This window comes from Mesoflavibacter sp. CH_XMU1404-2 (genome assembly GCF_037029465.1).
GTDB lineage: Bacteria > Bacteroidota > Bacteroidia > Flavobacteriales > Flavobacteriaceae > Mesoflavibacter.
Genome location: NZ_JAYMEM010000001.1, coordinates 126227 through 143748, shown reverse-complemented (window position 1 = coordinate 143748; position 17522 = coordinate 126227). Strand labels below are relative to the sequence as shown.

General features: G+C 32.9%; 19 protein-coding genes. 7 read left to right on the top strand and 12 right to left on the bottom strand.

Going from position 1 to position 17522, the window contains the following annotated elements; all coding sequences use genetic code 11:
* Positions 1-11: 11 nt before the first annotated feature.
* The 3 genes from WA327_RS00725 (at position 12) to WA327_RS00715 (ending at position 1854) form a co-directional block, all read left to right on the top strand.
* Positions 12-257 (top strand): hypothetical protein, encoded by a 246-nt coding sequence (locus WA327_RS00725; RefSeq protein ID WP_336065322.1) that lies wholly within the window; start codon positions 12-14, stop codon positions 255-257.
* Between the two features lie 15 nt (positions 258-272).
* Entirely contained in the window at positions 273-914 is a 642-nt protein-coding gene (locus WA327_RS00720; RefSeq protein ID WP_336065320.1) for a response regulator transcription factor, read from the top strand.
* Positions 915-1245: 331 nt separating this feature from the next.
* Positions 1246-1854 (top strand): DUF4230 domain-containing protein, encoded by a 609-nt coding sequence (locus WA327_RS00715; RefSeq protein ID WP_336065318.1) that lies wholly within the window; start codon positions 1246-1248, stop codon positions 1852-1854.
* Here WA327_RS00715 and WA327_RS00710 read toward each other — a convergent pair.
* Complete coding sequence (locus tag WA327_RS00710) at positions 1849-2154, bottom strand: rhodanese-like domain-containing protein (protein WP_336065315.1); 306 nt, start codon at positions 2152-2154, stop codon at positions 1849-1851. The two genes, WA327_RS00715 and WA327_RS00710, sit on opposite strands and share 6 nt — an antisense overlap.
* A gap of 140 nt (positions 2155-2294) precedes the next feature.
* On the opposite strand from WA327_RS00710, the gene WA327_RS00705 reads away from it, so the two are divergent.
* A complete protein-coding gene (locus WA327_RS00705) occupies positions 2295-3047 on the top strand; it encodes an enoyl-CoA hydratase/isomerase family protein (protein WP_336065312.1) in 753 nt (250 codons plus the stop codon).
* 1 nt (position 3048) lies between these two features.
* Here WA327_RS00705 and WA327_RS00700 read toward each other — a convergent pair whose 3' ends face one another.
* Positions 3049-4812, bottom strand: coding sequence for an aromatic amino acid hydroxylase (locus WA327_RS00700; RefSeq protein ID WP_336065310.1), 1764 nt, complete (start codon positions 4810-4812; stop codon positions 3049-3051).
* 113 nt (positions 4813-4925) lie between these two features.
* On the opposite strand from WA327_RS00700, the gene WA327_RS00695 reads away from it, so the two are divergent.
* From WA327_RS00695 to WA327_RS00685, 3 genes are all read left to right on the top strand, one after another.
* Entirely contained in the window at positions 4926-5894 is a 969-nt protein-coding gene (locus tag WA327_RS00695; protein ID WP_336065309.1) for a type I phosphomannose isomerase catalytic subunit, read from the top strand.
* Between the two features lie 32 nt (positions 5895-5926).
* Complete coding sequence (locus WA327_RS00690) at positions 5927-6214, top strand: twin-arginine translocase TatA/TatE family subunit (protein ID WP_336065307.1); 288 nt, start codon at positions 5927-5929, stop codon at positions 6212-6214.
* A gap of 211 nt (positions 6215-6425) precedes the next feature.
* On the top strand, positions 6426-7946 hold the full coding sequence (locus tag WA327_RS00685; RefSeq protein WP_336065305.1) for a S8 family serine peptidase: 1521 nt from the start codon (positions 6426-6428) through the stop codon (positions 7944-7946).
* Between the two features lie 68 nt (positions 7947-8014).
* Here WA327_RS00685 and WA327_RS00680 read toward each other — a convergent pair whose 3' ends face one another.
* From WA327_RS00680 to WA327_RS00635, 10 genes are all read right to left on the bottom strand, one after another.
* A complete protein-coding gene (locus WA327_RS00680; RefSeq protein ID WP_336065303.1) occupies positions 8015-8656 on the bottom strand; it encodes an O-methyltransferase in 642 nt (213 codons plus the stop codon).
* Positions 8656-9741, bottom strand: coding sequence for an amidohydrolase family protein (locus tag WA327_RS00675; RefSeq protein ID WP_336065301.1), 1086 nt, complete (start codon positions 9739-9741; stop codon positions 8656-8658). Before WA327_RS00675 ends, WA327_RS00680 begins: the two co-directional genes overlap by 1 nt.
* 83 nt (positions 9742-9824) lie before the next feature.
* Positions 9825-10361 carry a 3-hydroxyanthranilate 3,4-dioxygenase gene (locus tag WA327_RS00670; RefSeq protein ID WP_336065298.1) on the bottom strand — a complete coding sequence of 179 codons (537 nt, stop codon included), beginning with the start codon at positions 10359-10361 and terminating at the stop codon, positions 9825-9827.
* 141 nt (positions 10362-10502) lie between these two features.
* The gene (locus WA327_RS00665) at positions 10503-11285 is read right to left on the bottom strand and encodes an SDR family oxidoreductase (protein ID WP_336065295.1); all 783 of its coding nucleotides are present in this window, start codon (positions 11283-11285) and stop codon (positions 10503-10505) included.
* 75 nt (positions 11286-11360) lie between these two features.
* Entirely contained in the window at positions 11361-12800 is a 1440-nt protein-coding gene (locus WA327_RS00660; protein WP_336065292.1) for an aldehyde dehydrogenase, read from the bottom strand.
* A gap of 80 nt (positions 12801-12880) precedes the next feature.
* Positions 12881-13315, bottom strand: a complete 435-nt coding sequence (locus tag WA327_RS00655) for a RidA family protein (RefSeq protein WP_336065290.1) — start codon at positions 13313-13315, stop codon at positions 12881-12883.
* A 292-nt stretch (positions 13316-13607) separates the two neighbouring features.
* A complete protein-coding gene (locus WA327_RS00650; protein ID WP_336065289.1) occupies positions 13608-15011 on the bottom strand; it encodes an NAD(P)/FAD-dependent oxidoreductase in 1404 nt (467 codons plus the stop codon).
* Between the two features lie 26 nt (positions 15012-15037).
* On the bottom strand, positions 15038-15388 hold the full coding sequence (locus WA327_RS00645) for a hypothetical protein (RefSeq protein ID WP_331808342.1): 351 nt from the start codon (positions 15386-15388) through the stop codon (positions 15038-15040).
* Positions 15389-16654 (bottom strand): kynureninase, encoded by a 1266-nt coding sequence (gene kynU, locus WA327_RS00640; protein ID WP_336065286.1) that lies wholly within the window; start codon positions 16652-16654, stop codon positions 15389-15391.
* A gap of 194 nt (positions 16655-16848) precedes the next feature.
* Positions 16849-17520, bottom strand: coding sequence for a hypothetical protein (locus WA327_RS00635; protein ID WP_336065284.1), 672 nt, complete (start codon positions 17518-17520; stop codon positions 16849-16851).
* Positions 17521-17522 lie beyond the last annotated feature (2 nt).

The window sequence follows — 17522 nt, the reverse complement described above, 5'->3', positions numbered from 1 at the left end:
CAAAATAAAAAATGGAAACACCAATAATTTTATTTACGTTAACTTTAGTATTTGTTTTAATCTGGCATTTTCAATTTATAAAAAAAGAAAAACAGCGTCATAATTATATTATGAATAGTTTGAATACTAACTTAAATTTTGAAAATGAGAAAAACACTAAACTTTTTACTGCTAAAGATTATAACTATAAGTTGTTAAATTTTAAGCTTAATCTTATCAAGAGACAAGTTGATTTACTAAAGGAAATTTCAAATTAATTAAAAATAAAACTAATGAAAATAGCCATTATAGACGATAACAGTTTTTTAATTTCATCCATAAAAGAGAAACTTTCTTTTTTTGAAGAAATTCAAGTGAAATTTACAGCCAATAATGGAGCAGATTTATTAGAAAAGCTAGAACAAGACCATAATTTAGACGCGCTTTTAATGGATATAGAAATGCCTGTTTTAAATGGTATAGAAACTACGTTGGCAGTAAAACAAAAGTATCCACAAATAAAAATAATTATGCTAACGGTTTTTGATAATGACGAGAATATTTTTAACGCTATAAAAGCAGGAGCAGATGGTTACTTATTAAAAGATGTCAATCCGCATGAGTTGTTTAACGGTGTTGTAGATACTTTAAATGGTGGTGCAGCTATGAATCCTTCTATAGCGTTAAAAACATTAAAATTACTCCGTAATCCAGTAGATTTTAAAGATGTATCAAAGGAAGATATTAATTTAACTAATAGAGAAGTTGAGGTTTTAGAGCAATTGTCAAAAGGATTAAGCTATAAAGTTATAGCAGATAATTTATTTTTATCACCTTCTACAGTAAGGAAACATATAGAAAATATTTACTCAAAGCTACAAGTGCACTCAAAATTAGAAGCCGTACAAAAAGCAAGACGTAACAATTTGATTTAGAAAATATTAAATAAAATCTTCAGCTTTGTAAGATATTATCTACAAATAGTGTCTTGAACTAAATTTTATCCTTTTGGTCGAAAAAAAAGTTGATGATTCAGAGATTGTTATAATTTTATAAGGCTATTAATCATATTTCATTATAAACACCAGATTACTAAACCAACCAAAAGTTTACGCAAATCTGGTGTTTTTTATTATCAATTTCATAACAATTAATTCATTTTAAATCAAGTATATAGTTCTAGTTTTATAGTGCTATTAATCTTCTTATAAAAAAGCATCTTATGTTTATTGTAAACATTGATGCTTTTTTCTTTACTTTTAAATTATGAGAAAAATAATAGTAGCAATATGTATGACCTTAATGGTTGTGTTTATTGTAAACAAATGTTCTAATAAAGAAGAAACTCTAATACAAGAACATTCTGCATTAATAGAAAAACAAATAAAAAACGTAAGTAAGCTAGTTGTTACCGAAGGTAATTTTAGCGAAGTTTTTAGCTATAAAAACAGCAAAGCAGTATTTGGAGATTTAATTGAAGTCGAAAAAAAAGCACTAGTTGTTGTTAATGCAGAAGTTACAGTTGCTTACGATTTAAGTAAAATTGAATTTAATTTAGACGAAGAAAATAAAACACTAACCATTACAAAAATACCAGAACAGGAAATAAAAATTTTCCCCGAGTTAGAGTATTATGATGTGCAAGCCGATTTTTTAAACCCTTTTGAAGCCGAAGATTATAACGCTATTAACAAAAAGGTAAAACAGCAAATCACTAAAAAGATCAATGCTTCAAATCTAAAATCTAATGCCGAAAATAGATTGATTAGCGAGTTGTCTAAATTCTATATTTTAACTAATAGTTTAGGTTGGACTTTGCAGTACAATCAAAAAACAATAGATAAAGCAGAAGATTTAAGCAATCTAAAATTATAGTTTACTAGCAAGGCTTTGCCAGCCGCCACCATTTAAAACTTCTACGCCATTATTGCGTAAAATTGCAGCAGCACTACCAGATCGCATACCACTAGCACAACAAGTAATTACAGGTTTGTTCCATTTTTTAATTTCGGCAACTTTACTTTGTAAACTTGGTAAAGGTATGTGTTTAGAACCAGGTATGGCGCCAGAATCATATTCGGCTTTAGACCTAACGTCCAAAATTATTGCACCTCTATTTTGAAAGTCTTTAATTTTTTCATTTTTATTACCGAAAAGAAAGCTCAAAATTCCCATAATATATTTAAATAAATAGTGTTTTGTTTGATACAAAAATACAAAACACTATAATGTTTTTAGTAACAATTGTTACTTCTGTTTAAAGATAAGATTTAAAGGCTTAAATTTGTAACAAAGCAAATTTAAAACAGTAATTTATGGCTCAGTCTTACGTTAAGCAAACTACCAAAAATAATATAGCATTTATCGAGTTTTTTACTCCAGAACATAATGCAATGCCAAGTCCTATTTTAAAAGAATTAGCGCAAGTAATCACCAATGCAGGTAACGATGATGAAGTAAAAGTAATTGTTTTAAAAAGTGGTGGCGACCGTACATTTTGCGCAGGAGCAAGCTTTAAAGAGTTAATTGCGATAGATAATTTAGAAGCAGGAGATTTATTTTTCTCTGGTTTTGCTAACGTTATCAATGCCATGCGTACTTGTGGTAAAATTATTATTGGGCGCGTACAAGGTAAAGCTGTTGGTGGCGGTGTTGGTTTGGCTAGTGCAACAGATTATTGTTTAGCAACCAAATATGCAGCTATTAAATTAAGCGAAATAAGTATTGGTATTGGACCATTTGTAATCGAGCCAGCAGTGTCTAAAAAAATAGGAGTAACCGCATTTTCGCAAATGACTATTGATGCCGAAAATTTTTACTCGGCAGAATACGCAAAAGAGAAAGGACTTTATGCAAATATTTTTGAAACCATTGAAGAATTAGACCAAGCAGTAAACGAACTCGCAAATAAATTAGCTAGTTATAATCCAGAAGCGTTATCAGAACTTAAAAACGTACTTTGGCAAAACACCGAAAATTGGGATACGTTACTTAAAGAACGCGCCAAAATTAGCGGTAAATTAGTGCTAAGTAGTTTTACAAAAGAAAAGCTAGCTAGTTATAAATAGTTTAACTTAAAACAGCTTCTTCATTTACAATTTTAATACCGTCATCAATTAAATGACCAATTTTTGGTCGGTTTTGTTTGATGGTTTCTAAATGTTCTAAAATAGAAGCACATAAATCTTTTTCATTTCCTTTAAAAGCTAATTCGTATAACTCAACAGGTAATAACCAATCTTTAGGAAATTTGTCTTGTAACTGTTCTAAAACTTTAGTTCTAGAAACAGTTTTATTAGTGCCTTCTCTGTAATCTCTTACTTGTTTATATAGTGAAATAAGCTCAAGTTTTTCAGGAGATTTTTCTTCGTGAATGGTATTGCTACTAATTTTATGAGAAATCAAATCGAAGCTATGCAAATCTGCAGGTCCAGAATAACCGGAAATAACTTCTTTGCCAACAGCCATATCATACTGTCCCCATTCTGGTTTAAATAAAACTGTATCGTTATGTTTTACGGTACAGTTTTTAAAGCTTATTAATATAATTTTTCCTTGAAGGTTTCTAGTTCCGGTAATAATTTCGCCAGTTACGGTAATATTACCTTCAAATTCAAGTGTTACAGTTTTACCTTCATAAATATCATATGCACGCAAATCTCTCGGTGACATATCTTCAATAGCAAGATTAATACCTTTTAATTTTCCTATTGGAGACCCAAAACCTTCTGGATGTTCTAAAGTACTATGACCTACTAATTCTTTATCACGATTAGCCAATGCAGTTTTACCAGTGGTTTGGATGTAATGTACTTTTCCGTTAGTTTCTATAACATTAGTAAATACTCCCGAAATTTGTAAACCTGTACTTAATTCTATGGTGCCTAGTGCGTTGCTTTCTATTAATTTATTTACTGCGCTTGCGCCGCCAGTACGTAATGCCATAGTATTTGCAAATTCTTCTAAAACTAAACTTAAGTGCGCAAAGTCTGGTGTGACAAATAGTTGTGGTTGTGGTTTTGTAATATCAAAATCCTGAAAAGTAGCTTCTATAGAGTACGGTAGTTTTTTCACTTTATCGGTCATGCACCAAGCACTTTCCCCGATAGAAGATAATAATCCAGCTCCGTAAATTTTAGGCTGTTCAAGTGTGCCAATTAAACCGTATTCTACAGTCCACCAATGTAAATTTCTTATTAAAGCCATTTCACTTGGTTTGCCCATATTTTGTTGTAAATCTTCAACTTTTTTTTCAGCTTTATCAATCTCGTCTTGTGGCGTATTTGGTGCTTCTTTTATTATAGAAAGATGTCTTACAGCATCATATAATTCGTAATCTTTTGCGCTACTTATGGCTTTGCAACCAATTTCTCCAAAACGTCTTAAATATTCAGCATATTCTGGATTTGCAATAATTGGTGCATGTCCTGCACCTTCATGAATAATATCTGGAGCAGGCGTATATTCAATATGCTCTAACTGTCTAATATCACTAGCAATTACTAAAACATTATAAGCTTGAAATTCCATAAAAGCATTTGGTGGGATAAAACCATCAACAGCAACTGCAGCCCAACCAATTTCTTTTAAAATACGATTCATACCATACATATTTGGTATAGCGTCTATACTAATTCCTGTTTGTTTTAAACCTTCTAAGTAAGAGTTATGCGCTACTTGACTTAAATAATCTACATTTTTACGCATTGCATAACGCCAAACAGCTTGATCAATTGCACTGTAATCCTCGTAATTTTGAGGTTTTATAAATTGCGTTAAGTGCTTTGGTAAGCGGTCTAAAATTGGATTAGTTTCTATATTTTTTAAGCTCATTTTACTTTAGTTTGCTATTAGGTAAAAATACTAAAATTTACACTAAAAACAGAATGCTGTAAAACAGTAGATTAGTCAATAAAAATTTTATTTTTGCATTAAAATAATAGCAAATGTTAACTCCTTTAAAATTTCAACCTTTATTTAAATACAGAATTTGGGGCGGAAATAAATTAAAAACCGTTTTAAATAAAGACTATAATGGCGATTCTATTGGTGAATCTTGGGAAATCTCAGATGTGCCAAATGACGAAACCATTGTTGAAGATGGATCATTTAAAGGTTATACATTAAAGCAGTTAATACAAGAGTTTAAAGGAGAATTTGTTGGCGAAAGTGTTTATAAACAGTTTGGAGAAGCCTTTCCGTTACTTATTAAGTTTATAGACGCAAAAACACCGCTTTCAATTCAAGTGCATCCAAATAATGAATATGCAAAAACGCACCACAATTCTTTTGGAAAAAATGAAATGTGGTATATCATGCAAGCAGATGAAGATGCTAACATCATTGTTGGTTTTGAAAAAGAAATTGACAAAACTCAATTTAAACAGCATTTAGAAGATAAAACTCTTTTAGAAGTCATGCATCATGAAAATGTTAAAAAAGGAGATGCGTTTTATATCCCAACAGGACGTATTCATGCAATTGGAGCAGGAGTAATGCTTGCTGAAATTCAACAAACATCAGATGTTACTTATCGAGTATATGATTATGATCGTGTAGACAAAACCATTGGTAAAACAAGAGAGTTACATACAGAACAAGCAACAGAAGTATTAGATTTTAACGTAGAAGAGCGTTATAAGACCGATTATAAAACAGAGACAAATACTTCAAATACATTAATTCATTCGCCATATTTTAAAACTAACTTTTTACCTGTTAATGGAGAGTTGGTTAAAGATTATAGTAGCACAGATTCATTTGTGATTTATATGTGTGTTTCTGGTCAAGCCACTATTCAACATCAACAAAAAGATTGCGCCTTAAATACAGGCGAAACTATTCTTTTACCAGCATCTATAAAAGAAGTAATGTTAAAGTCTGAAGATGCTCAAATTTTGGAGGTTTATTTTTAAGGACTAAACAAACAACTTAGTATATTTGCAATATGATTTTAGCTTCACATATATTATTTATCAGTACGCCAGAAGTGTTTTTTATACTCTTGGTGGTTGTTATGCTTTTTGGAGCTAAAAATATTCCAGATATAGCTAAAGGATTGGGTAAAGGTATGCGTACACTTAAAGATGCAACCAATGATATTAAGCACGAAATCACAAAATCTGCCGAAAATAACGGTATAGATACCAGCATTACTAAAGATGTTAATGACGAGCTTAATAAAGTAAAAGACGATTTAGAGCAGTTTACAGGTTCAATAAAACGTAATAAATAATAATTTTTTGGGCGTTACCACAAGGGTCGCGCTATCCGTTATATCTTTTTTTGCCTTATATGGAAGCAAAAAAAGGATGCCACTTCTATCGCTAACGCAAATTACAGTCTTTTAAATATTAGTTTTTATATTTTGATAAATTCATAATTTTAATACTTAATAATTGTTAAATATTTATATATTTAAGCTATTAACCCTTAAACCTAAAATTATGAAAACTTTTCATGTTAAGCTAGCCATGCTTTGTCTAGCCTTTATTTTTGTGCAATCTTGTCAAGATGAAGAAGTGTTTGATAACCAAACACTACAAGAAGAACAAGCAAAAGAACCTTTAACCGTACAAGAAATTAATAGTATAATAACTCAAAGTCTAGAAACAACAGGTGATTTTGATTGGAGTCAAGTATCTGCTCATACGCTATGGAGTGCTGTTAAACACGGTAACAATATTCTAACGATAGGTTATGGTCAAGAAGGCGAATTTTTTAGCGAAGTAAAATCAGAAAGATTAAAACAAAACCTAGAAAATATTCTTCAAATTGTTGAAGCTACAGAAGGGTACAAACGAAGTGAAAAAACATTAGTAGAACACAACATTATAAATGTAGTAGATGTAGAAGTAGAAAATTTTGAAACTATAAAACGCTTACTTTCTACAGATGGTGTACGTTATTTAGAACCAAACGGGTATAACCAATACTACACTACATCTACTAGTAATCAGCGTTCTATGTCAGATTCAGGTTGCTCTAAAAATGGAGAAACTATTAATTCTGCACATTACACTACAATCGCTCCAAATAATGCGCAAGTATCTTGGCATTTTTACGAGCATAATATTCCGCAAGCTTGGAACTATTCAACAGGATCAGGTATTACAGTTGGATTAATAGATACAGGTGTGTCTCAATCACAAACATTATTAAATAGTTCTGGATTTAACGACGGATATTCAAATGGTCGTTTTGTTCAAAAATATGGAACATTTATAGATTCTTCTTGGTGGTGGAGTAGCAATTACGATGGTCCTCATGATAAATGCGGTCACGGTACACAAATGGGATCGACTATTGCTGCACCACGTAACGATAATGGTATGCCAGTTGGTGTTGCCTATAATGCTAATCTTGTTGCTTACAGAGCAACAGAAGATGTTGTTTTAAATGATTACCATGAGCGTAAAGGTGTAAGCGATGCTTTAACCCAATTAGGAAATAGAAGTGATGTTAAAATAATCTCGATGTCAATAGGTTATCCTTGGTCAATAGGTAATATAAAAGATGCGGTTAAATACGCGTACAGTAAAGGAAAATTAATATTCGCTGCAGGAGGAACATCTACAAACTTTACTAATTGGTACGGTGTTATCTTTCCGGCAACTATGAGCGAAACAGTTGCAGTAACAGGTATTACAGACGGTGCTTATTATGAAACTTGTGATGTGTGTCACGAAGGTGATAAAATAGATTTTACTATCGTAATGGAAGGAGATAACAATACAAGTAAACATCCGCCAGTTTTAGGTTTTTATAATGGTCAGAGACAATATACAGGCGGCTCTTCTGTAGCTACAGCAACAACAGCTGGTATAGCCGCATTAGTTTGGTCTAGACATCCAAGTTGGAGTAGAAGTCAAGTGTTATCAAAACTTAAACAATCTGCACATTTATATCCTAACAAACACTCTAGTTTTGGTTATGGTATGATAGATGCGTTGCAAGCTGTTCAGTAATCTAAAAAAATTTTATAATACAAAAAACCTCTTCAATTTGAAGAGGTTTTTTTAGTTCTTTCTAAAATCTATTTTTTCCTACTAATAGTCAATCCATCTCGTATAGGTAATAATACAGTCTCAATACGATGGTCTTCTTTTAAAAGTGTATTAAATTCTAAAACAGCTTTAGTAGATATGTCTTTTTCGTTTAAAGGCTCTACTACTTTTCCGTGCCATAAGACGTTATCCGATAGAATAATTCCGCCAGGATTTAGCTTTTCAATAATTAAATGAAAGTAATTAACGTAATTAGGTTTATCAGCGTCAATAAAGACTAAATCAAACGTCATATCTAATTCAGGAATAATATCTAAAGCACTGCCTGTATGCTGAATGATTTGATCTCCATAAGCCGATTTATCGAAATATTTACGTTGAAAATCATGCAATTCTTCATTAATATCTATAGTGTGTATTTGACCATTTTTATCTAAACCTTCAGCTAAACAAATTGTTGCATAGCCTGTAAAAGTACCAAGCTCTAAAATAGTTTTTGGACGCACTAATTTAGAAATCATGCTTAACACACGACCTTGATAAGGTCCAGAAAGCATTATAGGTTGTAAAATTTTTTGGTAGGTTTCTCTAGTAAGTTGCTGTAGTAATTCTGGTTCTTCTTCAGAATGAGCCACAACATAGTCGTCCAATTTTTCTGGTAAAAAATACATTATCCTAAAATTCGCTTATATATTTTATCTTTTTCAGCTTGATCATTTCCGCAAAGCCAACGTATTACATTGTCTTCCCAAATTGCATCTCGTTCGTCTTCATTAATGATATCTCTTTCTATAGCTAAATCTAAAATCTTTCCAGGATAAGAACTTTGTTTGACACTTTCCATTTCACCTAAAGGATAAGGGTCATCTAATCCCATTAAAACCTGTTTAGACGTTTGATTTTTGATTAATAATTGAAGTCCGCCAGTATCGTGTACCAATGTGTCAAAGAAAATATTTGGATGTGCTACTGCTTTTCTTGGGTGACTTTTTCCTTCAAATAAATCTGGTCTACCATCAAAACCTTGTATGCGTCGTCCTAAGTTAATTTGTGCCAATTGTCCGCCGTGCGCAAAACAAGTTCGCATATTTGGATACTTATCTTGGTATCCGTTTAGGGTTAAAAAGTGATAGGCATCTGCACATTGTGCTAACATCCAAATAAGATGAAATCGCCACGACGTGTTTTCTAATTTGATAAACTTTTCACCATCGTACGGGTGAATTTCAACAGCTAAATTATACTTATTGGCTAATTCAAAAATAGGTTCGTTTTCTTCATCAAAAATGCAACGCCATGTCCCAATAGTATCCATGTAATGTGTAGGTAAACACAATAAGCGCATACCTAATTCTTCTACACAACGTTCAATTTCCCAACAAGCACCACGTACAAATCCTGGATGTACCACAAATCCTGTAGTAAACTTACTTGGGTTTTCATGTTGGATTTTTGCATTAAAATCATTTTGAAAACGTAACGCTTGCTTCATTTCTTCAACACGTAAACCATTACCATATAACTGGGATAAGTTTAGCACAACTGCATGGTCTATTTTGTTGCGCTCCATCCATTCTAATTTTTCGTTTAAGAAAAAACTAGAGTCTGTAATGGGTCTATTCCAATCTTTTTGAAGCATGTATTTACGGTCTTTGTCTACCCAAAAAATACCTTTATCTTTCATAAATTGAGGAATTTCTTCTGGATAAGGTAATAAATGTGAATGACCGTTAATTCTTAGTTTGCGTTTTTCCATTTTCTGTCATTCCTGCAAAAGCAGGAATCTTTTATTTTAGAATTAGTTATGATTTAAATTCTTTGCTTAGCTCTAAATGAAAGTTAGTCTTCTAACTGAACTTTCTTTGGTGGTTGCATAACTTCGCCACAATTAGGGCAGGTACGCTTTTCTTTATCACCGTAATACTTATCAAAAATTTTAGGCATATCAGTTTCGATATTATCTAAAGTAAAATCTTCTTCGTATAATTTAGTTGTACAATTTTCGCAGAACCAAAGTAAGGCATCTTGTACACCTTCTTCACGAGGATATTCTATCACCAATCCAACAGTGTTTGCTCCACGTTGAGGTGAATGCGGAACTTTTGGTGGTAACAAAAAGATTTCACCTTCTTTTATATGAATATCTTTTGGCTCACCGTTATCAATAACTTTTAAAGTAATATCACCTTCAACTTGATAGAAAAATTCAGGTGTTTCGTTGTAGTGATAGTCCTTGCGGCTATTTGGACCGCCAACAACCATAACAATAAAATCACCATCTTTCCAAACCACTTTGTTACCAACAGGTGGTTTTAATAAATTACGGTGTTCTTCAATCCAAGCTTTAAAATTAATAGGAGGATATAATTTGCTCATAGTATAATATTTTGGGCGTTACCCTATCGGGTCAGGCTTTCAAGGCTCGCTCTCTGCGAGGAGCTCAAACAAACCTTTCAATCCTTAACGCAGATTCATCAATTCAATAAAATTAAGAATAATATTTTTGAAATATTAGGCTTATAAACTTTTTGTTCTTCCACCATCAACCGGAAGGTTAATTCCGTTAATATAACTGGCACATTCACTTGCTAAAAAGGTGATTGCAGCAGCTAATTCTTCTGGTTTAGCAAAACGTTTTGCAGGTACAGCACTTTTCATGGCGTTAGCAGATTCTTCTTCTGTTTTACCAGTTTTAGCACTTTTGTTTTTAATGATTTCGGTTAAACGTTCTGTTCCTGTTGCTCCAGGTAATACGTTGTTTACGGTAATGCCAAACTGACCAAGTTCATTAGCCAGTGTTTTACTCCAGTTGGCTACAGCACCACGAATAGTATTACTTACACCAAGTCCGTCTAAAGGCTGTTTTACTGATGTTGAAATTACATTAACAATACGTCCATAGTTTTCATCTTTCATAAACGGAACAACAGCTTGCGCCAATACATGATTACATTTTAAATGCTGTGTAAAAGCGCTTTCAAATTCTTCAATTTTTGCATTAAAAACTGGTCCGCCAGCTGGTCCGCCTGTATTGTTTACCAACACATGAAATCCGTGATTGTTTTTAATATAGCTTTCAACTTTTTCTTTTAATTCCATCGGATTAGAAAAATCAGCTACGATATAATCGTGATTTCTGTGTTTTGGTAATTCGGCTAAAACAGCTTTTAGCTTGTCTTCGTTTCTTGCTACTAGTGTGATATTTGCACCTTCTTCAGCTAAAGCTAAAGCAGTTGCTTTACCAATTCCTGCTGTGCTACCACAAACTAGTGCGTATTTGTTGTTTAAGTTTAGATTCATAATAACTTCCTGCGTAGGCAGGAATTTTTTTAGTTTATATTGTTAAATGAGATTCCTGTTTTCGCAGGAATGACATTAATACTTTATACATACATTCTTTGGTTCGGTAAAAAAGCGTAAAGCTTCAAAACCACCTTCGCGACCAACACCGCTTGCTTTAACGCCACCAAAAGGTGTACGTAAATCGCGCATCATCCACGTGTTTACCCAAACAATACCTGCTTGTAGTTGATTACTCATTCTCATCGTTCGTTTTAAATTGTTTGTCCAAAGCGTTGCTGATAATCCGTATTTTACTTTATTAGCCATATCTAACACGTCGTCTTCAGTTTTAAATGGCATAATAGTAACTACTGGACCAAAAATTTCTTCTTGGTTTACGCGACAATCGTCTGTTTTTACTTCAATAATTGTTGGTTGTAAATAGTAACCGTTTTCATAACCTTTAACAGTAACTTCGTTTCCGCCACATAAAATAGTTGCGCCTTCTTCTTTAGCTATTTCGATGTAGCTTTTCACTTTTTCAAGATGCGGTTTTGAAACTAAAGCACCAATATTGGTGTCTTTTATAGAAGGATGACCAACTTTTAAACCTTTTACTTTTTCTACAAAGTCTGCTTTGAATTTCTCATAAATAGTTTCTTCTACAAAAATTCGGCTTCCGCATAAACAAATCTGACCTTGATTAGCAAACGACGAGCGTACAGTTGTGTTCAGCATATCATCATAATCGCAATCGGCAAAGATGATATTTGGATTTTTTCCACCTAATTCTAAAGATAATTTTTTAAACATTGGTGCAGCCACTTTAGCAATATGTGCACCTGTTGCTGTGCCGCCAGTAAAACTAATGGCTTTGATGCTTGGATGCTCTACAATAGCTTGTCCAGTCGTAGTGCCTAAACCGTGAACAATATTTAACACGCCTTTAGGTAAACCAGCTTCGTTACAAATTTCGCCTAACAAATAAGCTGTCATTGGTGTGACTTCGCTTGGTTTGGCAACGACGCAATTACCTGCAGCGATTGCAGGTGCGATTTTCCAAGTGAACAGATATAAGGGTAAATTCCACGGACTTATACAGCCAACAACACCAATAGGTTGGCGTAGTGTATAATTTACAGCGTTTTGACCAACGCTTTCGTGGCTTTCGCTTGCAAATTGTGTAATGGCATTACCAAAGAACCTAAAATTACTTGCTGCTCTTGGTATATCAACCATTTTAGCAAGACTTACAGGTTTTCCATTATCCTTACTTTCAGCTTCTGCAAAACGGTCTAAATTGGCTTCTAATAATTCTGAAATTTTAATTAGAATTCTGCTGCGTTCTTCTAATGTAGTTTGACTCCAACTAGGAAAAGCAGATTTAGCAGCTTTATAGGCTTGTTCTACATCTTCTTTTGATGAGTTTGGGATTTGTCCATAGACTTCTCCATTTGAAGGATTGTAGTTGTCAATCCAACTGTTAGATGCTGAGTTTTCAAATTGACCGTTAATGTAATTTTGTATGTTCATTCTTCTGATTTGTCATTTCGAACGAATGTGAGAAATCACATGATGAGATGTCTCGACTGCACTCGACATGACATTTTTTTTTATTGCTTCTTATACGCCATCACCTTAATCTCAACCAATAAATCTGGATGTGGTAATTGGTGTACAGCAACAGTTGTTCTTGTTGGTCCAGTAGCTTTTTCAAAAAACTCGGCGTAGGCTTTGTTGTAACCTGCAAAATCGTTCATGTTTACTAAAAAAGTAGTCACATCAACAACGTCTTTTAGACTTGCGCCAACGGTTTGTAAATTTTTATCGATGTTTTTTAAAACTTCTCTGGTTTGAACTTCGATATCTAATTTTTTGGTGTTCATTTCGTCAATAAGTTCCACACCAGCAATAGTATTGTCTGCGCGTCTTGAACTGGTTCCTGAAACGAAAATGAAATCGCCGACCACTTTTACATGTGGATATGCGCCTCTTGGTGTTACTTTAGTTCCTGCTGAAGCAGGAACCTCATTTTTATTTTCACTCATGTTTTTCATTTTTTATTTATGTTCATTTTGCCTTGATGCAAAACGAACCAAAAAATCATATCAAAATTAGGAAATTGCTAAAGCATCATTCGCTTTTGGAATTTCGTGCTTAAAGCTGGGCTTTGCATCTTCATTCCTTTGCTCATTATTTCTGAATTTTGACTTTCAATTCTGCGAATTGATTTTAAGGACTTTACTTTCCTAATGTTTTTTTCTGAATTGTCACACTGAGCTTGTCGAAGTGTTGATTCAGAGTTTATATTTTTTATGAGATTCCTGCTTTCGCAGGAATTTAGTGACGCATCGTTTTTGCAACGTTGTCGTCATCAATAATGTCGTTAGTTTTTTCTTTTACTATTTTTAATAAAACTGAAAGGTCATCATTTAAATCAATCTCGTTGTCTGCAATCATGTTTAAAATGGCTTTGTCTTGCGCACGACCTTTGGTCATAGCTTCGTTATAGCCAATATTTTCATTGAATGTGACCATCGAATATTTTGAAAAATATTGCTCTGGGAAATGCTTTTCTAATTGCATTTCTAGCTGGCGTTTTTTCTTGAAAATTGGATTAGCAACATGATCTCGCATTTCGTAATAGTTTTCTTCTGCTAATTCGCCAATAGCATCTGCATCTGCTTTTCTAACCGATTGGTAGGTTTTAAAAATGGTTTCCCAATCGCCTTCATGTTTATCGATAATGCTATCTAAAACAGCAACATCTTCAAAAGAGGCATTCATTCCTTGACCGTAAAACGGAACAACAGCATGCGCCGCATCACCTAAAATTAAAGTATTGCCTTTATAATGCCAAGGTGAACATTTTATAGTCCCTAACGCGCCTGTTGGATTGTTTGCAAATTCATCAGCAATATTTGGAATTAGCGCTAAAGCATCAGGAAATTGCTCTTGGAAAAAGGCTTTTATTTTGTTTTCACTATCTAAATCTTTGAAATTATAAGTACCTTCTTCATGTCCTAAAAACAGAGTTACCGTAAAACTTCCATCTAAATTAGCTAAAGCGATAAGCATATATTCGCCTCTTGGCCAAATGTGTAAATAATCTTTACTGATTTGATGACTTCCATCTACTGCTGCAGGAATTTCTAATTCTTTATAACCGTGCGTTAAGAAATTTTGAGAAAAACTAAACAAGAATTTACGCTGCAAAAAGTAGCTTTTTCTTAATTCTGAACCTGCGCCATCTGTACCAAAGATAACATCTGCAGTGACGTTTAACGTTTCTTTTGTGTTTCGGTTTACAAAATGAACGGTGTTTGTATCTAAATCCACCGTTTCACATTCTGTATTAAAATGAATGGTTAGATTGTCGTATTTATCGGCTTCAGTTAATAACATTCCGTTTAAATCGCCTCTTGAAATTGAGTTGATGTATTCATTATCACGACCAGAATAGTTGGATGCAAAGGTGTTGCCTTCAATATCATGAATTAATCGGCCTTTCATTGGTATGCAAATCTCTCGCGCTTTATCTTCAACATTAGCTAGACGTAAGGCTTTAAAACCGCGATCTGATAAGGCAAGATTGATTGATTTTCCTGCGGAAATGTCTGTTGTGCGTAGATCTGGTCTGCTTTCGTAAACATTAACGTTGTAACCTCTTTGTGCTAAACGTAGTGCTAAAAGTGAACCGCATAAACCTGCGCCAATGATTAATATGTTTTCTTTTTGTTTCATTATTTTATCCTTGTTTAATCAAGTGTCTAAATATTATGATTCAATACTTTCTTTATTTTTTGAATTTCTTCATATGATAATCTAAGTCTTTTTAAATTTAATTTTTGTTCTTGATTATCAATGTTTTTATAAGAAAAAATATCGTTTTTAGAATTAAATTCTAAGGTTGAAAAATCACTGTATTCAGCAATTTTTATTAATTTATCTTTTATTACATAAACTATTTTTTTGTCAGTTATTATAAAATAGTCAAAGCTTAAATTAAAAAGATAATAGAACAGACCTAAAATTTGATATTCCCAAAAACTTGCTTCTGACTTTTTCTTGATTTTGAGTAAAATATTTTCATCCTTTATTAGTGAAAAAATATTTTTCATCTATAAAATTTCTTTCAACTTTTCAACCATTCTAAATACATCTTCAAAACTGTTATAAAGTGGTACTGGTGCGCAACGTATAACATCAGGTTCGCGCCAGTCTGTAATAATGTTGGCTTCGGTTAATTTGTGATGTAAACTTTTATCGGCATCTTTAACTTGAATAGATAGTTGGCAACCACGTTGTTTTGAATCTGTTGGTGTGATTATTTTTATTTTATCGTTGTTTAATTCATTAATTAAAAACTCAAAATAACCTGTTAGTTGTTCTGATTTTTCGCGTAAAGCTTCCATACCAACCTCATTAAACATATCTAATGACGCTTTTATGGCAGCCATAGATAAAATTGGCGGATTACTAAGTTGCCAACCTTCGGCGCCAGGTGTAACATCTAATGGCTGACGCATGTTAAAACGTGTGTCTTTATTGTGACTCCACCAACCTGCAAAACGTTTTAAATCTTTATTGTGTGCGTGTTTTTCGTGAACGAAAAGACCTGCTAAACTACCTGGTCCAGAATTTAAATATTTGTAAGTACACCAAGCTGCAAAATCGACTCCAGAATTATGTAATTCTGGTTGGATATTTCCTGCTCCATGCGCTAAATCGATACCAACCATACAGTTTTTGGCGTGACCTAATTCGGCAATACGCTTTATATCTAAATATTGACCTGTGTAATAATTAACGCCACCAATTAAAAGTAAAGCAATTTCATCACCTTGTTGGTCTAAAATGTTTTCTAAATCTTCAATGTTTAGTAATTCTTCGCCTTCACGAGGTTTCCATTCAATTAAACCTTCATTAGCATCAAAACCATGAAAATCTAGTTGTGTTTGCACAGCATATCGATCTGACGGAAAGGCATCACTTTCAATTACAATTTTGTATTTGGTTTTTGTTGGTTGATAAAAACTAACCATTAGCAAGTGTAGATTAGTGGTTAGCGTATTCATCACTACAACTTCAATAGGTTTTGCGCCTACGATTTTTGCCATGCTTTCAGTCAAGAATTCGTGATACGGCATCCATGGGTTTTTGGCATCAAAATGACCTTCTACACCAAGGTTTGCCCAATCGTTTAACTCTTGTTGAATGTATTTTTGCGTGCTTTTTGGTTGTAGTCCAAGCGAGTTTCCTGTAAAGTATAACCAATCATTTCCGTCTTTGTCTTTTGGAATATGAAATTGACTGCGGTATTGCGCTAAAGAATCGTTTTGGTCTTGTGTTTTTGCGTAATCAAGACCTTTTTTATAGTCAGACAATGTGCTTTTAGTTTTAGTTGATTTTTGTAATCTGAGTATAAAAATAAGGATAATAAATCAAAAATAAAGCACTTCATTTTTTTAATGAAGCGCTTTGAATATATATAGACGCATAACGCGGGATTTTAACCTTATTATGCTATATATACGTGTTGTTTTTTGTGGTTGGATGTTAAGTAGTTTGGGTTTAATATTTATTTAACAACCTTAATATTTGTAAAGTAAAGTTTAAAATTACCTTCTTTGTTTTTATGTGTTAAACTAAGGTTTAATCCATTAAAATTTTGATAATCTTCCCAAGTATTAATCATAGAAGGATCCTTGCTGTTACCTTGTCTAAAAACCCATTCTGTGATTTGGTAATTATCATTAAAATAAAAATCGTAAGCATCGCCTGGTGTGTAACCGCCTTTATCTGGATAGGTTAACGTTATTTTGTTGGATTCAATATTGCTTATTGGTGTATTTTCTTTTGAAACTTCACTTATTGTAGCGCTTTTATCCCAGATTAACTGAAAAGGTGCCAGCAGCCAAAATTTATCATTTATAAATGCTTGGTCGGCTTTTATGTTTGTGCTGTCAACAGATTTACGATTATAAGTAATCGTATCTTTTGTGGTAATTAAGGTGACTTTGTTAGATTTTGGTTTCCAAATCCAAGAGCGTTCAAAATGCGAGCTATCTCTATCTACATTAAAGGTAAAATCAATTTCGGTAATGTCTTTAAAGTGTTTAAAACCGTAATTATTTGCTATTTTTTCAGCAGTTGTAAGCGATTTTGTTTCTTTTTTTTGAGCTGGTTTAGTTTCGTTTTTACAACTAAAAAGTAAAAGTGAAAGGATTGAAATTGTGAAAAGTAATCTCATAA